This is a genomic window from Exiguobacterium sp. HVEsp1, assembly GCF_002009685.1.
Taxonomy (GTDB): domain Bacteria; phylum Bacillota; class Bacilli; order Exiguobacteriales; family Exiguobacteriaceae; genus Exiguobacterium; species Exiguobacterium profundum.
This window is the reverse complement of record NZ_KV917367.1, coordinates 126385-149359: the sequence shown is the minus strand read 5'-3', so window position 1 is coordinate 149359 and position 22975 is coordinate 126385. Positions and strand designations below refer to the sequence as shown.

At 42.5% G+C, this 22975-nt stretch carries 15 protein-coding genes; 6 read left to right on the top strand and 9 right to left on the bottom strand.

The features are described 5' to 3' along the window. Nucleotides 1-207: 207 nt before the first annotated feature. Nucleotides 208-2982, bottom strand: coding sequence for a glycoside hydrolase family 3 protein (locus BV910_RS00700; protein ID WP_078145984.1), 2775 nt, complete (start codon nucleotides 2980-2982; stop codon nucleotides 208-210). Further along, nucleotides 2979-4052: an alpha/beta hydrolase gene (locus tag BV910_RS00695; RefSeq protein WP_078145983.1), complete on the bottom strand. Its 1074-nt coding sequence runs from the start codon at nucleotides 4050-4052 to the stop codon at nucleotides 2979-2981. The genes BV910_RS00700 and BV910_RS00695 overlap by 4 nt, the downstream gene beginning before the upstream one ends. Nucleotides 4053-4146: 94 nt before the next feature. Here BV910_RS00695 and BV910_RS00690 point away from each other — a divergent pair, with 94 nt between their 5' ends. Together BV910_RS00690 and BV910_RS00685 are read left to right on the top strand one after the other, a co-directional pair. Continuing rightward, nucleotides 4147-4920, top strand: coding sequence for an aminoglycoside 6-adenylyltransferase (locus BV910_RS00690; RefSeq protein ID WP_078145982.1), 774 nt, complete (start codon nucleotides 4147-4149; stop codon nucleotides 4918-4920). 117 nt (nucleotides 4921-5037) lie between these two features. After that, nucleotides 5038-6483 (top strand): DEAD/DEAH box helicase, encoded by a 1446-nt coding sequence (locus BV910_RS00685; RefSeq protein WP_078145981.1) that lies wholly within the window; start codon nucleotides 5038-5040, stop codon nucleotides 6481-6483. Between the two features lie 240 nt (nucleotides 6484-6723). On the opposite strand, the gene BV910_RS00680 is transcribed toward BV910_RS00685, so the two are convergent. Further along, complete coding sequence (locus tag BV910_RS00680) at nucleotides 6724-7917, bottom strand: DUF4317 domain-containing protein (protein WP_078147878.1); 1194 nt, start codon at nucleotides 7915-7917, stop codon at nucleotides 6724-6726. Between the two features lie 280 nt (nucleotides 7918-8197). On the opposite strand from BV910_RS00680, the gene BV910_RS00675 reads away from it, so the two are divergent. Together BV910_RS00675 and BV910_RS00670 are read left to right on the top strand one after the other, a co-directional pair. Then, the gene (locus BV910_RS00675) at nucleotides 8198-8830 is read left to right on the top strand and encodes an HNH endonuclease family protein (RefSeq protein ID WP_074035207.1); all 633 of its coding nucleotides are present in this window, start codon (nucleotides 8198-8200) and stop codon (nucleotides 8828-8830) included. A gap of 20 nt (nucleotides 8831-8850) precedes the next feature. Beyond that, nucleotides 8851-9093 carry a hypothetical protein gene (locus tag BV910_RS00670; protein WP_078145980.1) on the top strand — a complete coding sequence of 81 codons (243 nt, stop codon included), beginning with the start codon at nucleotides 8851-8853 and terminating at the stop codon, nucleotides 9091-9093. Nucleotides 9094-9379: 286 nt separating this feature from the next. Here the strand turns inward: BV910_RS00670 and BV910_RS00665 are convergent, their stop codons facing one another. Both BV910_RS00665 and BV910_RS00660 read right to left on the bottom strand, forming a co-directional pair. Then, complete coding sequence (locus BV910_RS00665) at nucleotides 9380-9877, bottom strand: peptide-methionine (S)-S-oxide reductase (protein WP_078147877.1); 498 nt, start codon at nucleotides 9875-9877, stop codon at nucleotides 9380-9382. Between the two features lie 5 nt (nucleotides 9878-9882). Beyond that, nucleotides 9883-10818 (bottom strand): hypothetical protein, encoded by a 936-nt coding sequence (locus BV910_RS00660; protein WP_078145979.1) that lies wholly within the window; start codon nucleotides 10816-10818, stop codon nucleotides 9883-9885. Between the two features lie 155 nt (nucleotides 10819-10973). On the opposite strand from BV910_RS00660, the gene istA reads away from it, so the two are divergent. Both istA and istB read left to right on the top strand, forming a co-directional pair. Then, complete coding sequence (istA, locus tag BV910_RS00655) at nucleotides 10974-12419, top strand: IS21 family transposase (RefSeq protein ID WP_371328152.1); 1446 nt, start codon at nucleotides 10974-10976, stop codon at nucleotides 12417-12419. Continuing rightward, nucleotides 12416-13132: an IS21-like element helper ATPase IstB gene (gene istB, locus BV910_RS00650; RefSeq protein WP_078145977.1), complete on the top strand. Its 717-nt coding sequence runs from the start codon at nucleotides 12416-12418 to the stop codon at nucleotides 13130-13132. The genes istA and istB overlap by 4 nt, the downstream gene beginning before the upstream one ends. Nucleotides 13133-13212: 80 nt before the next feature. Here istB and BV910_RS14750 read toward each other — a convergent pair whose 3' ends face one another. The 4 genes from BV910_RS14750 to pglX form a co-directional block, all read right to left on the bottom strand. Further along, the gene (locus tag BV910_RS14750; RefSeq protein WP_168169824.1) at nucleotides 13213-13389 is read right to left on the bottom strand and encodes a hypothetical protein; all 177 of its coding nucleotides are present in this window, start codon (nucleotides 13387-13389) and stop codon (nucleotides 13213-13215) included. A gap of 316 nt (nucleotides 13390-13705) precedes the next feature. Beyond that, a complete protein-coding gene (locus BV910_RS00645; protein WP_078145976.1) occupies nucleotides 13706-16870 on the bottom strand; it encodes a DEAD/DEAH box helicase in 3165 nt (1054 codons plus the stop codon). A 26-nt stretch (nucleotides 16871-16896) separates the two neighbouring features. Then, the gene (gene pglZ, locus BV910_RS00640; RefSeq protein WP_078145975.1) at nucleotides 16897-19392 is read right to left on the bottom strand and encodes a BREX-1 system phosphatase PglZ type A; all 2496 of its coding nucleotides are present in this window, start codon (nucleotides 19390-19392) and stop codon (nucleotides 16897-16899) included. A 50-nt stretch (nucleotides 19393-19442) separates the two neighbouring features. After that, entirely contained in the window at nucleotides 19443-22952 is a 3510-nt protein-coding gene (gene pglX, locus BV910_RS00635) for a BREX-1 system adenine-specific DNA-methyltransferase PglX (RefSeq protein WP_078145974.1), read from the bottom strand. Nucleotides 22953-22975: the final 23 nt, after the last annotated feature.

The following is a 22975-nucleotide window of genomic DNA, read 5'->3' as shown; positions in this document are numbered from 1 at the left end:
GGAGCAAAGCCAAGTGGTTTACGTTAAAATCAAGCGATCAAGGTATTCGTTTCGCCCCATGCAAGTGATCGCCTTTCGTCCAAATGGCTTTGCATGAGTGCGTGAAGACCTAGAAAATCGAAGCCGATTTTCCACGGGTATGCGCCTCCTTTACGATGTGTCGTTCTTTCGATTATACAGTATTCAATGAATCGGCAAAAGGGCGGCTCAGCCGTTCTTCATACTGAATTCATCTGCAAGCTTGAAGGACACGTCCTTCACTTCTAATCCACTTAACGCGAAATAGAGCTGGAGATAATTATGCTGGTTCAAGAAGAAGACCTGCTTCGTCTGCGTCACCCATTCTCCGTCCGTCCCATTAAACGTGAACGTCGCACCCGGGATATTGTTCGCAAATAATGTCACCGGCATCTGTGCCAACTCTCCCGCGTTCGAACGGGCAGTCAACGTGATGTCATACGTCCCCGTTTGGTCGACCGAGATAGCGAAGACGTGTGTGTTTCCAGTCGAGGTATCGATTCCTGACAATTCCACATGTTCCCCGTTTTCGAGATGTTGGTAATCCAACTCAAATGTATCCTGTTGATTCATCTCATCCTCAAAGCCGAGCACCTCGACTGAACCGTCATGAATCCCGAGAAGACGCTCCATCGCCGGTGATTTCAAGATGAACGTACAAATATTGCGCGCGCTCCGCAACAACTCGCCCCGTGTGACAATCCCTTCTTCGAGTGATGCCATCGTGTTATCCTCGAACGAGTTGAGGTCCGGGCGGTCGACGACCATATACAAGTCGTTTTGCGAACGAACCATCGCCGCTGTGTTTTGACGATTGGCCGACTCATCCTCACGGAAGTTCACTTTTGCCCACCAGTCTGTCATGACGATGCCTTCAAAGCCCCACTCATCACGTAAGATACGCGTATTTTGATCGTATAGACCAGCCGTCCAGATCCCGTTGACCGCGCCGTATGTCGTCATGATGGACGATGCGCGTCCTTCTTTCACGGCCATCTCGAACCCTTTCAAATAAATCTCGCGTAACGCCCGCTCCGAGACGACCGAGTCGATATCGTGACGATGCGCTTCTTGGTTATTGGCGCTGAAGTGTTTGAGCGTTCCCGTCACCCCGACACGATGCATGCCGTTCAATTGAGCGACCGCCATCTTCCCAGTCAAATGCGGATCTTCCGAGAAATACTCGAAGTTTCGACCATTCAACGGGTTACGGTGAATGTTCATTCCTGGTCCGAGCAACGTGTCGACGCGGTTTTTTCGCATCTCAAGCCCAGTCATCTCAAACAAGTCTTCGACGAGATCGACGTTGAACGTGGAAGCCAAAAGCGTCCCGTTCGGAAGTGCGAACGCCTTCGTCCCGATATCCATGCGAATGCCTGACGGACCGTCGGCACAACACGCCGCTGGAATCTCAAGCTCGTTCAATCGGTCGGACACACCACCGAACGCCGCTGCCGTCCCCGGCGTGACACGCGGTGAGTTCATCCCTTGTCCGCGAACGATTGTCGCCAAATCCTCATCTGTCAATTGATCTAAGAATGTGTCAAGTGACGCCTTTCCATGATACACATCGCTCAATTTGATACCTTGGTCACCCGTGAACACTCTAGTCTCAGGGCGTTCTTCCAAATAACGTGTCTCGACGTCAACGGCGCGAAGCGGCGTCGACTCGTAGCCCACTTCAAATCCCTGTTCACCTTGAATTGGTTTCATCCGTTCGAACGGGAGGACAGGCGCCATATTTTCGCTTAACGTCTCGAGGACACGTTGCTCCTGCTGCTCGACTTCGAAAGCGAGTGTAGCCGAACGCACATCCGTTCCGGCATATAAGCGATATGTCCCTGTTTCTAGAACGAAGCTCGATTCATGACCCGTCAAGCCAGAGTCGTCGTAGCTCGCAAAGTCAGTCATGTGGACGTTGAACGAAAGCGTTTGTTGTTCATCCGGTTCAAGAAGCAAGGTTTTCTCGAACGCTACCAATGACCGAAGCGGATTCCCGAGCTTCCCTTGTGGCTTCTCGACGTAGAGTTGGACGACTTCTTTCCCGTCACAGTCACCCGTGTTCGTCACTTCCACATCAACCGTTAGGACACCATCAGTTTCTGCGGTATGCTTTACCTCCGTTTTGAACGTCGTGTAAGACAGTCCGAATCCGAATGGATATAAGACATCCTCCTTCGCGAACGTTTCGAAGTAGCGATAACCGACATAGATGTCTTCTTGATAAATGCCTTTATCTGCATGACCAAAGTTCTTCGTCGACGGATAATCTTCAATCGATTGAGCAATCGTATCCGTCAGTTTCCCGGAAGGACTCACATCTCCGACGAGCACGTCGACGAGTCCTTTTCCACCTTCCATCCCACCTTGCCATGCATAGAGGATGGCACTCGGCTCCTTCGCCCACTTCATGTCGATGATGTTCCCAACGTTCAACACGACGACCGTCTTGTCGAAGCGTTTCGTGACGCGCTCGATCATCGTATGTTCGATATCCGTCAATAAGTAACTACCCGGATCGGCCGTGTTGTCACGGTCTTCTCCTGCCGTACGTCCAATCATGATGAGGGCGACATCTGATTCTTGTGTCGCCTGTTCGACGAGTTCGTCCGTTACGTCCATCTCCTGTTGCGACCACGGTTCACCGGCCCAACCGACACCTTGGTCGAACGGATTCTCCTTCACCCATTCCTCATACGTCGCATAGAGCGATTCATTGATATGAATATCTGGACGCTCGCGCAATGCCTCGAGCGGCGTCGTGACATGTCCGACGTTCACCATCCCGCCTGAGCCCGTACCGCTCTTGTAGTAATGGAACTGGCTACGACCAAATACGGCGAGCTTCGTCCCTGACTGTAATGGGAGGGTCTTCTGTTCGTTTTTGACTAACACGACACCTTCCGCGACCGCTTGACGTGCCAATTCCTCATAACGAGTCCAATCCAATGTATACTGTTTCATTTCGTCAGCTCCTTAAGTCCTTTTGCGATTACATTCATACAATCGTCTGCCTGTGGATAGTCTCCCAACTTGTCCATGAAGGCATGGTCCATCCCCCGATATTGAATGAGGCGTGTCGGGACACCCGTTCGTGCCAGTTTCCGCGCATACGCCTCCCCTTCGAGTCGTAAGTAATCGTACTCCGCCGTCACAATCAAAGTCGGTGGTAGGCCTGAGACATCGTCTGCGAATAATGGTGAGACGAGAGGATGCGTGACATCCACCTCCCCTTGAAGATAGAGGTCATTTAATAGCGAATCCGGGTCAGCGAGAGCGAGCACGACACCTCGAATTAGGTCGTGATGGTGTGAGATATCGTAAGCATCGAGCGCCCATTTAAAATCATCTGTCGGAATCGAACCCAGATTGACGACGGGATAGACGAGCGCTTGATAACAAATGCGTCCTTCCCCTCGTTCTTGCTCCATCAAACAGCAAGCGGTCGCCAAGTTGCCTCCGGCACTATCCCCTGCGACAGCAATTTGATCACGAAGGACGTTCAACTCCGTCGCGTTGGCATATACCCATTCAAAAGCGCGGTAACAGTCATTCAATCCGGCCGGGAACGGATGCTCCGGGGCGAGACGACAATCGACGGAGAGGACAATCGCGTTCGCTCGTTCCGCGAGCAACTTACAAGGATTCTCAACCGTCTCGAGCGTGCCTCCGAAGAAGCCGCCACCATGGAAGAAGAGAATGGCTGGGATGGCTTCAGTATGATGCGGACGATACAGACGAACCGGGATGTCACCGTCCTCACTAGGAATCATGAGATACTCGGTTTTGATATCAGTCGTCGTCTGATCCCGGTTCGGCCACCCCATGCTGGCACGTGCCACCTCGAGGTCAAATGTTGTATCCGGTTCATCGTGCGAAGAATGATTTGCGGTCAACGTCGCAAAGACGCGTGGATCAAGGTCACCGGTACGGTCTGAACCTGGAATGAGTTTGATGATGGTTTCGAGGTGGTTCGAAACGACAACATGATTTGTAGACTTTAGTGATTCCATCCATTGTGCGTAGAGACTCATTTCACTTCACTCCTTCGTAAAAACAATCAATCAAAAAAGGAATTTGCTTCACCTGGTAGAATACGGTACTAATCTTTAAAAAAGGAGAATCTATATGTATAGCGCAGAAACTCGGGATAGACATTTGACTCAATTTATTCAAGAGTTACAAAACAACGTTGATGTAGAGGGCGTGGTTCAGCTAGGTTCTGGTGTGAATGGATACCAAGATATTTACTCGGATATCGATTTGATGGTTGCTAGTTCCCCCCACGTTAGCTCAACTGATGTAAAAGAAGAACTGGCTACATATTTTTCAACACTTGATCACATCATAGTAAAAGAGAAAAAATTCTCGTCTGATATGTTTCTGCTCATCGTTATTCTTAAAAACGGGCTTGAGTTCAATGTTTCGATTGTCCCTTTGGAAAAGTTAACGGTTCGCTCTCCTTTATGGCGAGTCATATTAGACAAAGACGATAGAGTTTTAGCAAAAATGACAAAAGAGGATGAGCTTTTTCAAAATCAAGAAACGCCTTACCGATTTCATATAGATCCCTCATTTGAATTTTTCTATCTGAGTCACGCACTAGAAAAAGAACTAAAACGAAACAACTTCATTTATGCGCTCAATATGCTTGAAGAGTTAAGGTCCCTGACACTCCTCGTGCAGACATTGAAAGAAGAAAAGAAAGCTCATCAATTTAAGGCATACCATACGTTGCAATCTTTATTTGTTCAGAATTATCTAGACACGTTCCCTCATACAATCGATATCACGAACATCCGAGCATCACGCGAAAAAATTCAGATACTGTTTCTTCAGTCTATGCAAGATCACCCACAATTCTTAAAAGATGAAACACTACTCTATTCATTCACCTTGTAAAAATGAATATTGACCTTCGAACGACTTCTGACTCGCTTTCATGTATAATGAGGGGTATTGCAAATAGACATTGAAATTTTCTGAAGCAGAAGTTTTCACGAAAGAATGAGGTTACCTATGAACAAACAGCAATTTACTGATTATCGCCTGAGCGACGAGATTACGCGCGCGCTAGGCATTATGAAATACGAATCACCGACTGAAGTACAACAGCAGGTCATCCCGCGCGCGCTCGAGCGCGAAGACTTGATCGTCAAAGCACAGACCGGAAGCGGCAAGACAGCTTCTTTTGGGATTCCGGTTATCGAGCTCATCGACTGGGCCGAAAACAAACCCCAAGTGCTCGTTTTGACACCGACACGCGAACTCGCTGTCCAAGTACGGGAAGACATGACGAACATCGGACGTTTCAAACGAATCAAAGCGACTGCCGTCTACGGGAAAGAACCGTTTTCGAAACAACGTGAAGAGTTGAAACAAAAGACACATATCGTCGTCGGTACGCCAGGTCGCGTCATAGACCATATCGAGCGTGAGACCCTCTCAGTCGACCGCGTTGAATACTTGATCATCGATGAAGCGGACGAGATGCTCAACCGCGGCTTCCTCGCTGACGTCGAGAAGATTCTTCAACAGTTGCCGAAAGACCGCGTCACGATGGTCTTCTCTGCAACATTCCCACAAGATATCGAACGTCTCTGCCAGAAGCATATGAATGCTCCGGCACGTGTCGCGATCGAATCGACCGGCATGACCGCTTCGACAATCGAGCACCGTCTCCTCCCGATTCACCGGAACGAGAAACTGGCTGTGCTTCAAGACATCACGGTCGTCGAGAACCCGGATAGCTGTATGATTTTCTGTCGTACGAAAGAGAACGTCGATACGGTGTACGCCGAACTCGACAAAGCCGGTTACTCGGCTGAACGCCTTCACGGCGGACTCGAACAAGAGGACCGTTTCGCCGTCATGAACGGATTCAAGATGGGTAACTTCCGCTACCTCGTGGCGACAGACGTCGCAGCACGTGGAATCGATGTCGACAACGTCGAACTCGTCATCAACTATGACGTTCCTGTCGAAAAGGAAAGTTACGTGCACCGGACAGGTCGTACCGGACGCGCCGGCAAACAAGGAACGGCAATCACGCTCATGACCCGTCAGGAAGAACGTCTCATCGGAGCTATCGAATCATACGTTCAATTCGAGATTCCGATGATCGATGCGCCGACAGAAGCGGAAGTTGCAGCTAACCAAGATGCCTTTGAGCAGAAGTTGAGCGGACGACGCGTCGTTCGAAACAACAAGACAGCTCGTATTAACCAGGACATCATGAAGCTTCACTTCAGTGGCGGGAAGAAGAAAAAACTTCGCGCCGTCGACTTCGTCGGAACGATCGCCAAAATCCCTGGCGTATCCGCTGACGACATCGGAATCATCACAATCAATGATCAGATGACGTACGTCGATATTCTGAACGGAAAAGGTTCAATCGTCCTTCAAGCGATGGAGACGACGCCGGTCAAAGGGAAGAAATTAAAAGTAAGCAAAGCGCGTAAATAATACAACTCTAGCCTCAAAGATGATATTCGTCTTTGAGGTTTTTTGTTGTTCCATAAATTCCGAAAGCGCTTTCGATAAACACTAAAAAAATATAGTTTTTAGAAAACGTTTTCACCTGAATCATACCTGTATCAAAGTTTAAATTCAACCTTCCTCACTTGATTGTCAAAAAAGAGCCCAAGGTTTACATCTTGGACTCTTAGCTTGAACGTTCACTTATGAACACTGCAACATGCTCGATTAGTCTAACGACTCTTCCGAGATGAGTTTGAACCCTTCAATCTCCGTCTCCTCTTCCACTTCAATCAACAAGCACGGTTTCCCCTTATAGTTCACTTGCTTCACGTATTTCAAGTCTTGTGGACTGACGGAAATATTGGCCACTTTCGTATTGATTTTAATCGACTTTGACGTATACTTCGGAACGACACTCGTCGCTTTCATCTCATATTTCGTATCGTCGACGACTTGCTTGAACGCCTGCTCGACTTTCTCCGTCGTCACATCTTCCACACCACTCGCCCGTAAGACGACCTCGACGGCACGGGAGTCGAGCATCGCTACTCTCTCTTCTTCCTGTTCGTTCTCTTCTTCGGCGACAATGATTTGATTGATCTCATCATAAACGGTCGCGAGAGTCCGGGAATTGACTTCTTCTCCGATGACCGCTTTGACCACTTCTTCGAAGACCGCCTTCTCTTCCACTGCCGTGACAATCTCCGAACCGTTCAACACGTTCTCAATGAACGTCATATCCGGTTGATGCGCTTTGTTTGCCGAATAAAGCACATGGTTCACATCGGCCGCGTTGTCCGTGAAGCACGGGAATAAGAATCCGCCGATCGGCGCCTCGAGTTTGATGATCGGATTCACAATCAAGCTGGCTTTGAACTCCCGCTCGACGAAGTCAAAGACGAGTGATTTTTTCGGAAGCTCTGTCGGGCTGATGCTGCCGAGGATGAACTTCGTCGTATACACCTCATCGTTCGCGTGAATCTCAGACTCTTCCGAGTATCGGTTCGTCGGCTTATTGTAATTTCCCCGGATGAACGTCACGACCATATCCTTTTCAAACGGCGTGTCTTTCACCATCTTCAACGCGATGCGTTGCATATAGTCCGTCCAGACGTCGGTCTCTTCCGTACGAAGTCCTTCATACAGCAACCCTTGCGTATGGTCGACCTGACCTTCCTCAGGATATTGGAACTTCACTTCGAACAGTTTTTCATCAAGTTTTCCACCGAGCACTTTTTTGAAGTTCGTCAAAAACAGCTCCTGCTGCTCTTCTTCTAAGAACGGGAACGGACGCAACTCTTCGTAATAAATCTCATTCGTTTCCTGTCGAATGTAAATCGTATATAAGTCAGCAATCTTTAGCTTTGTCGCATTCACTTTAAACTGTCGGCGAATCGCCGCAATCTCTTTCTTGTTCATTCCATCCACCTCTTCTTTTCTCTCCATCCATGTCACCCATTATACCAGTCCTGATCGCTCACTAGTTCCAAAGAAATAACACCATGTCCCTTGCTGATACTGGAGAAGGATTTGTGATAGTCTTTCTAATCATTTTGCAGATTTTCACACTTTTTCAAAATCGTCCTGTGTATGATCAAGTTGAATTTATTGCGTGATGTTTGTCTCACTAGTTGTTTGATGAAAGGTTGCCCACTTGCCTCGCAAGTGTTCATTCCAAATACATAGTAGGAGGCTTTTTATGTTGAAGAAACTTATGTCTGTCGCACTTGTCGCCTTGCTCGTCTGGATCTCCGCGTCGTTTGACGCGACACCGGTCTCTGCATTCCCGCCGAACATCCCATCGAAAGCGGACGCGCTCACGAAACTGAACGCACTCACCGTCAAAAATGAAGGATCGATGACAGGATACAGCCGGGACCTCTTCCCGCACTGGTCGAGTCAAGGAAGTGGTTGTAACACACGTCACATCGTCTTGAAACGAGACGCCGACTCGGTCGTCGACGAATGTCCGGTTGCGACTGGCTCATGGTACAGTTACTATGACGGAATCACGTTCACCTCAGCCTCTGACATTGATATCGACCACGTCGTTCCGCTCGCTGAAGCATGGCGCTCTGGGGCAAGTAGCTGGACGACGACCAAACGTCAAAGCTTTGCGAACGACTTGAACGGTCCTCAATTGATTGCGGTGTCCGCTTCATCGAACCGTTCAAAAGGAGACCAAGATCCGTCGACATGGCAACCCCCTCGCACCGGCGCTCGCTGTGCGTATGCGAAGATGTGGGTCGAGACGAAGAGTCGTTGGGGCTTGAGCCTTCAATCAGCAGAGAAGTCAGCACTCACGACAGCCATCAATGCTTGCAGTTATTGAGTGAGAAAAGGAGTCTTCGAATGAACGAAATCACTTCAATCTTTAAGGCAACCCACGGTGTCATGACGGAGGAAGTCGGCGTCATCAGTGGTGAATTGGAATTGACGACGGCGTGTCAGGAAGATGGTTCCTTGACACTCCACATCACGTACGTCGGAGCGAAAGATGTATACACGCTCCCGGGGAGTCCATATCGGCTGCATGACCCGAACGATCATGACGTTATCCATCAGATGCTCGTGAATGTTCTCGAACGGACGTAAAAAGAAGGAGTCCATCACTCGATTTGAGTGACCGACTCCTTCTTTTACTTTTTCATCATTTTTACAATGGATCGGACGACAAGATATGTCACGCCGAAGACGAACGCCACTAAAAGAAGACTTGCACCACCAATGATTCCGAATGTGAACATGTTTGTACCTCTTTTTCATTTTCTGAATTAGAACATGATGAAGATAACATATTTTCCCATCCTTATGAACCATGACTAGTTTTGTTGCTGCTCATATCAACATCTTCAGTATCAGTTCTTACAAAAAAAGCATCTCAGAAGAGACTCTTTGATGATGATACGTTCTGATATTTTGTTAATAAGTCTTTCGGAATATGACAATAATCGTCCGGACAACGCGTCAAGCGGTCCTGATGCTCGTCCGCACTTCGCACATAGTTCGTGAGCGGCTTGACTTCAACAGCAATCCGTTTCGCATCCGAGCGTCGATCAATGAACGTCTGCGCCTCCATCACATGTCGTGACTCCTCACTGTAGACGCCCGTTCGATACTTCTCTCCGACATCGATCCCTTGTTGATTGATGCTGTATGGGTCGATGATTTCAAATAAATAGCCCATCAAATCATTGACCGTCACCACGTCCGGATCGAACGTCGTTTTGACGCACTCCGCGTATCCGTCATATTCCCCGTCCAACGTGTCCGTCGCCCCGTTCGCACGTCCCGCTTCAGTTGAAAGGACGCCAGGTAATGTCCTCACAAATTCTTGAACGCCCCATAGACATCCGCCCGCTAAATAGATTGTTTCGATTGGAATCACTCCCGTTCCATATTATCATCTTCATCCTGAATATACCCCAACCGCTTCAAATCTTCATAGACAAGCGTAGACAATAACTTCCGCCCGTCCCCATTCAAATGGTCCGGGTTATGGAAGAAGGATTGTTTGTGAATGAACCGTTCATCCCCCATGTAGTTGAGGAATGGGACATCGACATCCAATTTTTCTAAATACTGAAAGACGAGGCGTTCCATGACCGTTTCGTCGAAATACGTATGATATGACGCATGGACCGGCTCTATCGCTAAGACGACGCGATAGCCTTGCTTCTTGCAATAGTCGATGATGTCTTGTAAATATGCCATATTCTCTTCAATCTCGTGATTGTTCACGGCATTCTCGTATTGAGCGGCGACTTCCTCATACTTACGCTCGGAATAATTCAGCCCCCCATTCTCCCATGGCTTATGCGCATCAAAGCGAAAATCTCGGATTTCCCGGGAAATGGCAGCGTAGGCACTCCCACTGTTTAGTGCAGGGAAGCGTTCGTGCGTATAGTAGTTGAACCAACTGACCGACTCCAAGTCTTCCCGTTCCAAGACGCGATAGTAGTTTTCTTTCCGACCGACGTTCGAGTTGCTGAATGTGATTTGAGATAAGGACACGATCACGACTCCACCTGGTTTCAAATGCTCATCGTATTCTTTTAGCATCTTCAAATCATATTCAATCGGTTGGCTCGGTAACGCCAAATCCAGATGCGACAATCCAAGCGACTTGAATGAATACCCGTACATTGCATGGGACGTCCCGAGATTGATGATGTCGACCGGATGAGGGTCTTCCTTGAAGGCAAGGACAGCTCGGTTATTATTATATTCCCACGACTCTTTCACGAACTCGTTGATGGGAATGAAGATTGCGATGATGATGAGTAATACGACACCTATTTTGATTCCTAAACGTTTCATGCTAATTCCATTCCTGTGTAATGCAAAATAGGAGTGCAGAAGTGTGCAACGGAAACGTACACAACTCTGCACTCCTATTTTTGAAAAGAAAAAGGACTTGCCAGCAATCATAATCTCACCCTAACGTTTAAGTTGCGACACAAGAACGTTAGGAGATGGAAGGAATGCTAGCAATGTCCGATATCAATTGTATCAAATTTCTCAGAAACCACAAATCACATTCGATTAATCGAATCGCTAAAAATCTAGACCTCAATTGGAGGACGGTAAAAAAATACGCGGATTCAGCTCAATTACCGAGTGAAACCATTCGCCCCAAGAGGGGCATGATGTACGGAACGAAATGGGGCGAGATGGTCGAGGATTGGTTGACCGAGGATCAGATGCTTCAGAAAAAGTTGAGACGAACGAATAAAAAGATTTATGAAACGCTGGTGGCGAACGGATTCGAGGGCTCTTACCGGACGGTCTGTAATTTCATCAAGAGCTGGCATATGACGAGCGAAGAGGAAAACGACACAAGGCATGAACGACTGCAGCACCCTCCGGGTGAGGCGCAGGTGGATTTCGGGACGATGGAAGTCGTCAAAGATAGTCATGCGGTCGATGTGAAGTGCCTCGTCATGAGTCTTCCCTTCAGCAACCGCACTGCAGCCGTCGCCCTCCCCGCAGAAAACCAAGAGTGTTTCCTGACGGGACTCAAAATGCTTTTTGAAGAAATCGGCGGTGTGCCGCAACAGCTCAGAATCGATAATCTCCCCGCCGCTGTCATCCAACCGCGAACGACGAAAGAAGAGGCAATCTATACAGATGCTTTCCTGCAGTTCATGGCTCATTATGGGTTCCAAGTCCAAAGCTGTAATCCTTACAGCGGGAACGAGAAAGGAAGTGTCGAGAACAAGGTGGGATACGTTCGATACAACTTTCTTGTCCCGGCCCCTGTCATGCATGATTACGATTCGATGAACCGACAGCTCGCGGTTTCCCTACGGGACGACATGGAGCGAGTGCATTACGAAAAGCATGTACTGATCCGTGAGCTGTTCGAAGAAGAGCAGAGACATCTATTGCGATTGCCGCAAGAAGACTTCCCCGTCTTCAAAGTAGAACTGTTCAAGGTGAACAAGTACGGCGAAATAACAATCGATAAGACGAAAGTCTTGATCCCTTCAGGGTCTCGCCATGGGCAAGTACGCGCCATCCTAAGATGGGATTCGATGAAGATTCTCTCACTTTATGGAGAAATCCTCTACGAAGAAAAACGACCCTACATGATGACAAAACGTGCGCTCCCGTGGGAAAACATCATCAGCACCTGGCACAAGAAGCCGAGAAGCTTCGGTCACTCCCGTTATTCCGAATACCTGCCGGGTAGAATCAAAGAGTACCTGGGCGTGCCGAACTTACTTGTCCGGCAGGAACGACTGGCCTGGATCCGAGCCAAGCTCGCGCTGTATCCAATCCTAGAGATCAATGAAAGCCTGTACGAGCTACTGAGCGAGGACGACGCCCCAGCCGTGGTTGAGGACCATCCATACGATGTGGACTGGAGCAAGTACGATAGCTTGAATCGGCCGTGGGGAGAAGGTGGCACAGCATGAGCCTAAAAGAAATGTGCAAGTCGCTCCGCCTTGCCTACGTCGCCGAAATCTATGAATCGATTCCGACGGAATCTCCTGAAAAATTTCTTATGGAGCTTTTCTCTATGGAAATGCGCCTCCGCGAAGAAGCGAAGGCGCAACGGTTTATCAAAAAGGCTAAATTCATCAACAACAAGTCACTCGACGACTATCGCTGGGGCAATCACATCTACTTCCCGAAGCATTTGGATAAGGACGAACTGACCTCATTGAATTTCGTCGAACATTCACAGAACGTCGTTCTGACAGGGTCCCCGGGGACGGGAAAGACCCACTTGGCCATCGGACTCGGGAGAGAAGCTTGTCACAAAGGTTATGAGGTGAGGTTCTTCCGGGTCTCCGAGCTCGTAGAGCAACTCAACAAGGCCTGGAGGGATGGAAAGCTGAGCAGCTTCCATTCACGTCTCGAATCGGCAGACCTTATTATTTTGGACGAGATGGGATACATCCCTCTCACAAAAGAATCTGCGGAACTCCTGTTCCATCTCATCACCGACTGGTACGAGAGAAAGAGCCTGATCATCACATCCAACCTTGAGTTCAGTCAGTGGAATCGCATCTTTGGCGACGCGCGCCTAACGGCGGCACTCGTCGATCGCGTCATCCATCACGCTCACATATTAAACTTCACAGGTGACAGTTATCGCGTCACGCATGCGTTGTCGAAACACTAAAACCCAGCTGGCAAAGTTCTGTACTTTTCGTTGCATTATTGTGCACATTTGTATTGCAAAATACATCCATTCCATCCATCTTAGAACCCACCGTATACAAATCCTTGGCTCGAGACGCCAAACAAGAACGCCGAAACAATTAAGAACAAGTTGATGGCCAAACTCGTCACGGTGTCGAGTCTTGTTGTTTCTACAGCCAAGCAATAATGAATCCCAGGACGGTTCACGATGTCCTTCCCACTAATCCCTCGGCCCACTAACTCCTCAACGAGTTCAAAGCCTCTTTCTTCGCATACTTGACGAAGTTTTTAATTGTGTATGGATCGAACACCCCCGTCAAAGCTGGATTTTCACACCCGACTTTAATAGGGCTTTTTTTATGATAATTTTAATAAACCTCATTTATTTATGATACGGTTCACCGTAACGTTGGATAGGGTAAAATAAAAAAGTAGGTAAATTATAGCTACCTACTTACTTACTACACTTATTGAATTTGAAACTTCATTTATAAATTGACCATTGTTTGCTTCTATCTTGAAAATATGGTCACCTATATTATGGAACTCAATTTCAAAAGAGTAATTGATGTTCTACTATCTGTTTTTCTCTTACTTCATACACAAATACGCGACTCTTAATTGCATTATAGTCTTCCTCTATCAACTGCTCCTTAAATCGATGTATATCGTCCGTAACCACAATAAGTCGACTTTCACCACCCGCTTCCTCGCTGATGAAATCTACTAACCCAAATGCTTGTTGTACCCTTACATTGATTCTTCCTTGCCTTAACTCATAATCTTCAATCATTGCCAAATAATCTTCTGGTATTACACGGCCGTTAGCAGTGCCGTTTGGTTCAATTCTAAATTGAGCTATCCTTTTTACTGGCTTTAATTGAATCGATCGCTCTCGATCAATTTCAGTTAAACGTTCTTTGCTCCGATCTTCCATTTCATCTATTTGTGCATAAGTTTGATTAATTAAAGCACTGTTTTTATCTTCAACATTTTCTTCCTGATATTTCTTCAAGCGATCTTGTAAGGTTTCCATTTGATCTTCGAAGGATTTCCTCAAGAAGACTCTCTTTTTATTTGCATAATCTTCACGTTTACGTTGAATAGACCTTAATAGTTTCCTAGCATGTTTAATTACATATCGTTTGATTTCCTGCTCTTCAGAGTCATACGTATTTATTACATTCAATGCTTGATTAAAAAGTAAATATGGTGATATTTCTATAAACTCACCATTACTACGTTTACCCGTCAGCATTAGCTTTTGCTCAAGTTCTCGGCCATTACCGTCCACAATTGTTACTTGATTTAATTCCATTATCATAGATTCTGGGATCGATGCCTTCACTTCATAAAAAGGAAGTACAGCTTGCTGCATTTCTTTCGCTGTCAGTTTCATCACTAAGTTAAACAAAGGATTATCATTTTCAATCATGGTTATTGAATTTGAGACTTTCGATGAGGATAAAGCAAAGCGTATGGAATCATCAAAATTAAACATCAATTTATGGTCACGTGCAAAATCACGAATCCGCTTTGGAAAACGATCAATACGGGCAGTTGTCTGATCCGCAGAAATATTTAATCTAGTTCTTGTGTTTTTTAATCCATCAATCACAAAATGTCCGTAAAACCGATTAGGAATACTGTTTATTGATACTTCATCAAAAGAACGTTTTGCACCAGGTAAGTCAAAGTTATCGTCTAAACGTTCATTTTTAGCAAGTTCTAATAAACGCTTGTGTTCTTCGGATAATGTTTTTTCCATTTTTGCAATAATCTCATCCAAATCTTCTCGGCCTGAGATCGCTTGCTCCATCACCGAAGATAAATCGGCTTGGCGATCCTCTAAAACTTCACCTATAAAATCATAAACAAGATCTTGTCCAAGGTCTTCACGCATTTGCTCCATCTTTGTAAGTAGTCGAATTAATACGTCACCTTCACGTGTATTGGTGGCAACAAGGTTAAAGACAAAGACCTCATTTTTTTGTCCGATACGGTGAATACGTCCCATACGTTGTTCCAAACGATTTGGATTCCACGGAATATCATAATTGACCATTTGATTACAGAATTGCAGGTTAATAGATTCTCCTCCAGCATCTGTTGCAATCATGATTTGCACATCATTCCGAAACTTCTCTACTTCTGCTTGTCGTCTATCCATAGAAAAGTCACCAACAATTTTGGCTATCCCTGGAACGTAGGCTTTTAATTTCTTCTCTAGGTAATTGAGTGTGTCCTTTGATTCAGTAAAAATTAAAATTTTCTCGTCTTGTGCCAACAATCCATTACCACCAAATAATGTCTTTTCAAGTTCTAGAAACTTGCGCTCATTTTGGTTCTGTCTAATGACATTAGCCTTACGAATCAGTTGATCCAACATTTCTATCTCGACTTGCAATTCATCAAAATCAAGTTCTTCGTATTCTCCTTCAGCGTATGCTTCGAGCAATTCCTGTTCCTCAAGTGAACTGTCTTCGTAATCTTCATAATCCAACATCATCTTTTGGACTTTTTTCCCTGTTTCTAACACTTTCTGTAGACGTTCTTTTCGACGTAAAAGCGACAAATAAATTGCTTCAACAGATGAACTTAATCGTCGTTGCAAGATCATCATTGCAAAAGCTACATTTGGTTTATTGTTTTGCTTAGCCCGATTAAAGTAATGTCTTACATATTCCGTGACAGCTTCATATAAATCGATTTCTGCTGGACTTAGGTCGAATCCTAAGGTTTTTGTTGTCCGTTTTGGGAATAAAGGTGTACCATCAAAGTTAAGCATTTTTTCTTTTAAACGCCGGATCACATATGGGTTACTCTTTTCGAAAATAGAGTCTCCACTATTCAACTGAGAAAAGATATCATGATCAATTAAACTCATTAAATGACGAAAATTTTCCTTATCTCCTTTATGAGGGGTTGCTGTCAATAAAAGAGTATGCTCAGTGTGCCTCAATAAGTTTTCACCAAGTTGAAACATCTTAGTACGCTTCACTTTACGTTTCTTTTGCCCAACAGTATAGGCAGCCATTTTATGCGCTTCATCAACTATGACCAAGTCAAATTGTGAGTTAATAATCATATTTTTAATATCTTCTCTAGATGCCCAGTACACCGATGCAATGACTTGCTGATGCATATCAAAAGGATTCAGTTCACCTGAAGCATCCAAATAAGAACGTGTAATGATTAAAAAGTCTTCATCGAACTTTTCCTTTAATTCCGTTTGCCACTGCTTCAATACGAGAGGCGGTACTAAAATTAATGTTTTGCGAATCATGTTTCGTGCTTTCAGTTCACGGATAAGCATACCAGACATAATCGTTTTACCTGCACCAGGATCATCTGCTAATAAATAACGTACTTGGGGAGCTTGTAGCATTTTGCTATAAACAGCTTCGATTTGATGCGGGAGTGGGATCAAGTTCTTATTTCCACGAGCCCGTGACTGTGAGTATTCTTTCTCTGTTCGCAAAACATGATATTGCAGATAATGTTGAAATCTATCTCTCAATTGATCTGAAGCATCTTCATCGGAAAAACGTTCAACTTCTTGTAATTGATGTTTCTCAAGATAGTTTTCGAAGAATTGATTTGACTCTCGCCCGACAGCTTCGACTAAATACATATCTTCATCAATGATCTCAATATGTTTGATTTGAACGGCTTCTGGCCAAAATGATGCACCTACAATTTCACCTTTTTTCAGCAAGATGACACCCCCAATTTCATTTCAAATTAATACAATGCTTCATACAAGCGCATAGTGAATTCTTCTTCTAAATAAGGTTCTTTACCTTTTTTGGTTACAGTCTCGATTCTTAATTTACATGTTTCACCAATCTTGTAATGCTTTTCAACTAAATTAAACGATACTTGTCTATTACGATCACGATTTTCACCTTTTAGGTCAAATACGAGTTCAACTTCATTAGAAATCCGTTCATCACCTTGATAAAATGCCATAAGAACTTTTCGTGAAGTATAGATATCTGTTATGCTCTGCTCCTGATAAAAAGAAACCGTAATACGGTAATTTGTAATCACCTTATTAATCATTGCTACCGCAATATCTACAGGTTGCCCTTTTTCAATTCTTCGATAATCTATTAATGGGACAACCGCTTCTTGTGGTAATGCTCCTCCATGGATAAATCGAAGACCCCCACCTGTTTTGAATCGGTTTAGACTTTTCGCCATGACAACCTCAACATTTTGTAACGGAGTTTGACGTTCATTTAATTTAATCGAACCTTCAGGAACGGTTAGATTGTGCCCAATAGCAAAACGACGGTTATGATCCATAACTTGTCCTTCAACAGCAGAAATTTTTCCATAGTTTTCAATTTGTTTAAATTGAAATAAGAAACCATGATCCGCTGTTATAAAAATACGTTTCGCTTGAAGACGTGATAATCGATCAACCGCATATTGTAAATCTTGTATCGTCTGATGAACTGCTCCATAAGTTTCACTTTCTGACTTTGCTGAATCTCCAAGAGCATCGATGTGGTCATGATATAAATATACTAGTCTCTTGCCTTTCAACAATTGATCGGCTTCACTTGCTTTCATATCCAGAAGTTCCTTTAATTTTAAAACCTCAGTTTGCGGTTCAACTGATTGTAGAATGTGACGTCGATTATCTAACCCTTTTGTTGATAGTCCGTCGGCCAAGATACCTCTCTTATCATCTGCTAAAAGTTCACGATGTGGTAACAATGATGCCATCCCTAATTGCGTGTACGTTGGATAGCTTGCTGCCATAGGATCAATGCTTGATTTCCCGTTTTCTCGTTTCTTTAATATTTCATGCAGTTCATAACCTGCTTCAAATCGTAAAGCATCTGAAATAATGACGAAAATCCTTGTTTGTTCCTTCTCTAAAATAGGGAGAATCATCTTAGAAAAAAATGCTCGTTGAGGCATTAGTTTGGATACATACCCTTCTTCCAGTCTAAAATTCATTTCCTCTGAAAGTCGACGTAGGTATTCATTTTCATACCAATTTGTCAATCGGCTAGCGATTTCTTCAAGCATTTCTTTCGCTGCAAGGCGCGTAAAATGATACATAAATTTTCGGTAGGCCTGGTCGATTTCATATAATGATTTCCCATAACTTTCATAAAAATCTTCTTGTAGATGGATACGATTAATAACAGGTTTTAGCTTTTCGATTCGGATTGCTTCAAATAACGTGTTATAAAGGGCTTTTATTTTATCTTTCGAACCCCAATATTTGTGTAAACGTTGTTCAATTAAGGATAAACGTTCTTCTATATGAATTGTTTGATGAATTAATTCATCGATGCATTTCTCAATGATAAGCACATCAATGACTGGGAAAGTATCTATTCTTTGGTAGTTTTCTATATCCTGTTTAGATAACACATCTCTTACGTGATATACTCTTTCCCATTCTTTGATATATTCTTCTAGTACATCCCTATCACTATGTTGTAACCACTCTTCAATGAATAATGCACAGACGTTAGGTGATGATGATGCCCATTTAACCTCCCAATCGTCGGCAGTAAAGCCTGCATTCTGCCGGAAATGTTGATAGATGAGAACATTTAATAGCTCCATTAATGGTTCATTATCTGTTTCTAATGATACGCCAAAGTAGCGACCAATGATCTCAAGTGTACGTTCTATAGAAAAGTTACGTTTTATTTGCTTCAATAGTTCACTTTCTTCCACACGTAGTCCTTCCAAAAGAAGCAGACGGACAATTACACGTAAATCAGGTACCGGTGCTTTTACTAAAGCAGCCATCATACTAAGTTCAAAATGATAGTCATCAGCTTGTTTAGGCAGGATTTTACTTAATCTTCTTTTACGTTCTTTACTATCGAAGAACAATGGATACTGTTCAATTTTAGGACGTAGCACATTATCCGATACCTGCAATGTTTCAGTTAACATAGCAGTTTCGTCTGCTTTGAACTCTATACTGTACAACAACAAATCCAATAACATGTTTTCTTTGTCGGCTGGTTTCACTTTATCGGAATATATTAAAAACGACTCTGTTGTTCGTTGAATTTCAATCTCAACTTTTAACTGAAATAAATTATGATTGGTTAATTTTCTTACCTCAATCTCATCCAACTGTTCTTTTAGTTCATCCACACTTACTTGCGCCTGAGGATCGTACCAAAAAACAATTGCTCGTTTTTTCGTATCCTTTTCTTGTTGTATTTTCTCTTGTAACTTTTCAATCACATCCACGGATTTCACCTCAATATGTAAAAGAAAGAGGAGAAACTCCCCTCTTTCAGCTATTTAATCTTTGCAAGCACTTCTCCAAATTGGGCATAGTTCTCTATTACACCGTCATCTAGATCAATGTCAATTTGTTCATTTGCGTACGTCGCTAATTTCTTGTCAAACTCTTGAAGCTCCTCAACTTTTTTCTTATATGCTGATTTAGATTTTTCAAGGCTCCTCTTATCACTTGCCGATAAGCTTGGATTTGCTAAACGTGTATCAATCATATCTATTTCATTTTGATATTTAGATTGAATCTCTTGTAAATGTTCAAAACGAATCGTTGCCATCGTATCTGGTTGATAACGATGCATATAAATAAGTGTCCGTAACCCTTTTTGTTTTCCAGAGTCCACTAACCAATAAACTGGTCGCTTTTGATAAGTTTTACAATGATCGTTGAAGAATTCATCTAAGAAGTATCGTCTTAACCTTTCATCAGGAGACTCATTTTTCTTCATATTTAGAGATTCTGCTAGCCATTGCATATTTTCATTTACAGTCTCTGGACTAAACACTACTGATAAAAATTCGCGTAGACGAACAATAATATCACTATCAAAATAATGATCATCGGTTAATTGAATTAATCCATCTTGATTTGGTTTAAAAATCTTATACTTAGAATCATCAAACTTCCCACCTGCATACGTGAGACCCTCTATATCTAGGGAATACCGTCCCATAACACAGCCAATGAAATAAGATAAAAGTGATTTAATTATTTCATTTTCATTATCTTCCTTCTCCAAATCTAAATCTGGAAACTCGATATCAGTAGCTTTATAATCTTGTTCTAGATTCATTTCATATAAGTTAAGTAATTCATGATTAATTTTACTTTCCAAATTATTAATAAGTTGTTCTCTTTCTTTATATATTTCATTCAATTCTTCTATAGCATAACTGACTAATGGAGATTTTTTTTGAACTAAAGGATGTCTCTTAAAATTCCAAGAAGTTTCGTTTGCATCCCAATCATCTTTCGATAAACTAATTACTTCTTTTGTAATTTCTACAATATCATTAAGTTTATCAGTTTTTAAAACTGGTATTCTTTCCAAATCATTAATTTGTTTATTTAATGTTGGATTAATGATTTTTAAATATTCAGCTATTACTGGTGAATTTAAAAGTGCTAATAAGTATTCTACTGGAAATTCCTCATTTTCCATAAAAATTCCTTGAACAGCGTCATCAAACATCTCATTACCTGTCATAATACGACAACTGGAACCAGCTGATGTGATTTTTGAAAAAACAATACCCTTTTTAAACATATACCCTAAGTTTTGCGGTCTTGACTTTAGCTTTCCTTTATCATCTCGGTAATTCTTAATCTCCTCACCGTCATGCTCCCAATTTATCACTTTTTCAAAGTTTCCATACCATTTTCTATAGCCTCCACCTTTATGACAAGGATACCATGTCTTGTTAAAGTCTGAAGTTTTTTTAAATTCTATGTTAATATAAGGTACTTCAAACCAATATTTTATAAACTTATCTGTATTACCTGTGGCTAACCCCTTTCGTATATCTGCTACATCATCAAGTAACAGTGCATCTTTAAATATTCGATAATGAGTTTGTGTTACCCAATATGCAATAGGACTACCTGGTATTAGTTGGAATTTCTCACTATATGCTGTATACCTATATTCTTTATTTGGTACTAAAACAGCTTCTTTTACATATTGACCTTGATCTCCCTTTAAATCCGTTAAACGAATATACTCGCCTGATAGAAAATGTTTTTGTTTATGAAGAACAAATGTGCAAATTGGGACTGTTGCCTCTTCAAATGCTGAGTATTCTAATTGAACTAAACTAGAAATATTTCCATCTGTTAATAGAGTCTTGCGTAAATCGTAATGTGATGAAATAAACATCCACGTATAAGGTGTCATTAAGGCAGAATAGCCATTTTCTTTAATTATCTGAGTTGTTTTGTAAATAAAGGCAGAATATAAATCCGATTTATAATTATTATATTCTGTATTCATAAACTTTTTTAATATTGAATTGTACTTATTATGGTATGGAGGATTTGTTACTACTACGTCATATTTTTGATATAGTAACAAAGCCTGCTCAAAAATAGGCATTAATTTATCTTTTAATTCATAAATATAAGATTCCTCAAGTAAATCCTTTTGTTGTTTTTCTAAATCGTAAATCCGATTAATCCATTCCTCATAAGGTGTTTCAATTGGATTTATTAATGACCCAAATTGTTTTCCATTTTCAAATTGACTTAATAGTTCATTAAGTAGTGATTTTTCTGTTTCATTTTTTGCAAAGTAATCAATAGCTTCTTCTGATATCGATTGATCAGCATCCACAATTTCATAAACATTCAACTTAGGACTTTGACCTTTACGACTTAATCTTGAGATAAAACGCGGTTGTTTTTCGGCAGCCTTCATCAGCAATGCAAAGTTCGCAATTTGTTGAGCTCGTTTATCAATATCTAATCCATACAAGTTTTTTTCTAAGATTAACTGTGGAATTTCTCTTGATGGATATCCCGCTTCTTCATACATGTCATATAACATTTCAAAAGCGTATATAAGGATATGACCAGATCCACATGCCGGATCGATGATTTTTAAATCCTCTAATGATTCGAACTCAGGGTACAAATGGTGATTTTCTTCATGTTTTAAATAATACTCCCACTTTTGAGACAATTGGTTGTCTTCATATTTTTCGTCATATAGTTTTCCTAAAGAGTTTTGTACCATATATTGGACAATCCATTTTGGTGTAAATAACTGTGTGACAACAGGAAGATCTTCTTTCTTAACAGCATTGTTTCTTATTCCACCAACCTGCTCCTTCTTTTCAGACATGTAGTATTGATAAAGCCAACCCAATACTTCAACATTATCTGAGCGAGAGCCATCTTCATTAATTTGGAAAAAGTTTTCATCAGATAAATCATTTACAATACTACGTATAATAGATTCCTGATCTAATAAATAGTCAGGTAATAATAGTTCTGTAAAATCATCAATTTTTTCAAATAAGAAAGGTAATAGTTTATTCAGACTATTGCATTGAGCAACAAATAATGTACGATAAGCTTGTTCATTTTCACCTTTTTGTATCCATTCATTTATTTGTTGATAATCCACATCAAGGTTCATCGTTTCATATTGAAGTAAAATATCTGGCTCGTTTTTACCTGTACTACTCGATAATACATTTACGCGATCTGGTAAGTAATTGTTCACTTCCATATAACGAATCGCAATGATTCGGTTAAACCATGTATATGCCACTTCTTCAATAAGCTGATCATAACCAACAGTTTGTAATCGTTGTTTTAACGTAATAAAAGCGTGTTTTCTTTCAATTGGATAAGGATTACCCTTTATAATTAATTGTCCATATTTTTCTTCAACATTTAAATCCTGATTAGCTTTGGTAATTCCATATTGCTCGGCTTTTAATGAAACTTTCGCCATTAAATTTCGTCTTGCTCCTACAGCAAATTTCTTTAATTCTGCCTTATTCATTGTTTCACTCCTATATGTAGAGG

Excerpts from the sequence above, each read along its gene's own strand:
- BV910_RS00700 (WP_078145984.1), bottom strand. The coding sequence starts at position 2,982 with ATGAAACAGTATACATTGGATTGGACTCGTTATGAGGAATTGGCACGT.
- BV910_RS00695 (WP_078145983.1), bottom strand. The coding sequence starts at position 4,052 with ATGAGTCTCTACGCACAATGGATGGAATCACTAAAGTCTACAAATCAT.
- BV910_RS00690 (WP_078145982.1), top strand. The coding sequence starts at position 4,147 with ATGTATAGCGCAGAAACTCGGGATAGACATTTGACTCAATTTATTCAA.
- BV910_RS00685 (WP_078145981.1), top strand. The coding sequence starts at position 5,038 with ATGAACAAACAGCAATTTACTGATTATCGCCTGAGCGACGAGATTACG.
- BV910_RS00680 (WP_078147878.1), bottom strand. The coding sequence starts at position 7,917 with ATGAACAAGAAAGAGATTGCGGCGATTCGCCGACAGTTTAAAGTGAAT.
- BV910_RS00675 (WP_074035207.1), top strand. The coding sequence starts at position 8,198 with ATGTTGAAGAAACTTATGTCTGTCGCACTTGTCGCCTTGCTCGTCTGG.
- BV910_RS00670 (WP_078145980.1), top strand. The coding sequence starts at position 8,851 with ATGAACGAAATCACTTCAATCTTTAAGGCAACCCACGGTGTCATGACG.
- BV910_RS00660 (WP_078145979.1), bottom strand. The coding sequence starts at position 10,818 with ATGAAACGTTTAGGAATCAAAATAGGTGTCGTATTACTCATCATCATC.
- istA (WP_371328152.1), top strand. The coding sequence starts at position 10,974 with ATGGAAGGAATGCTAGCAATGTCCGATATCAATTGTATCAAATTTCTC.
- istB (WP_078145977.1), top strand. The coding sequence starts at position 12,416 with ATGAGCCTAAAAGAAATGTGCAAGTCGCTCCGCCTTGCCTACGTCGCC.
- pglX (WP_078145974.1), bottom strand. The coding sequence starts at position 22,952 with ATGAATAAGGCAGAATTAAAGAAATTTGCTGTAGGAGCAAGACGAAAT.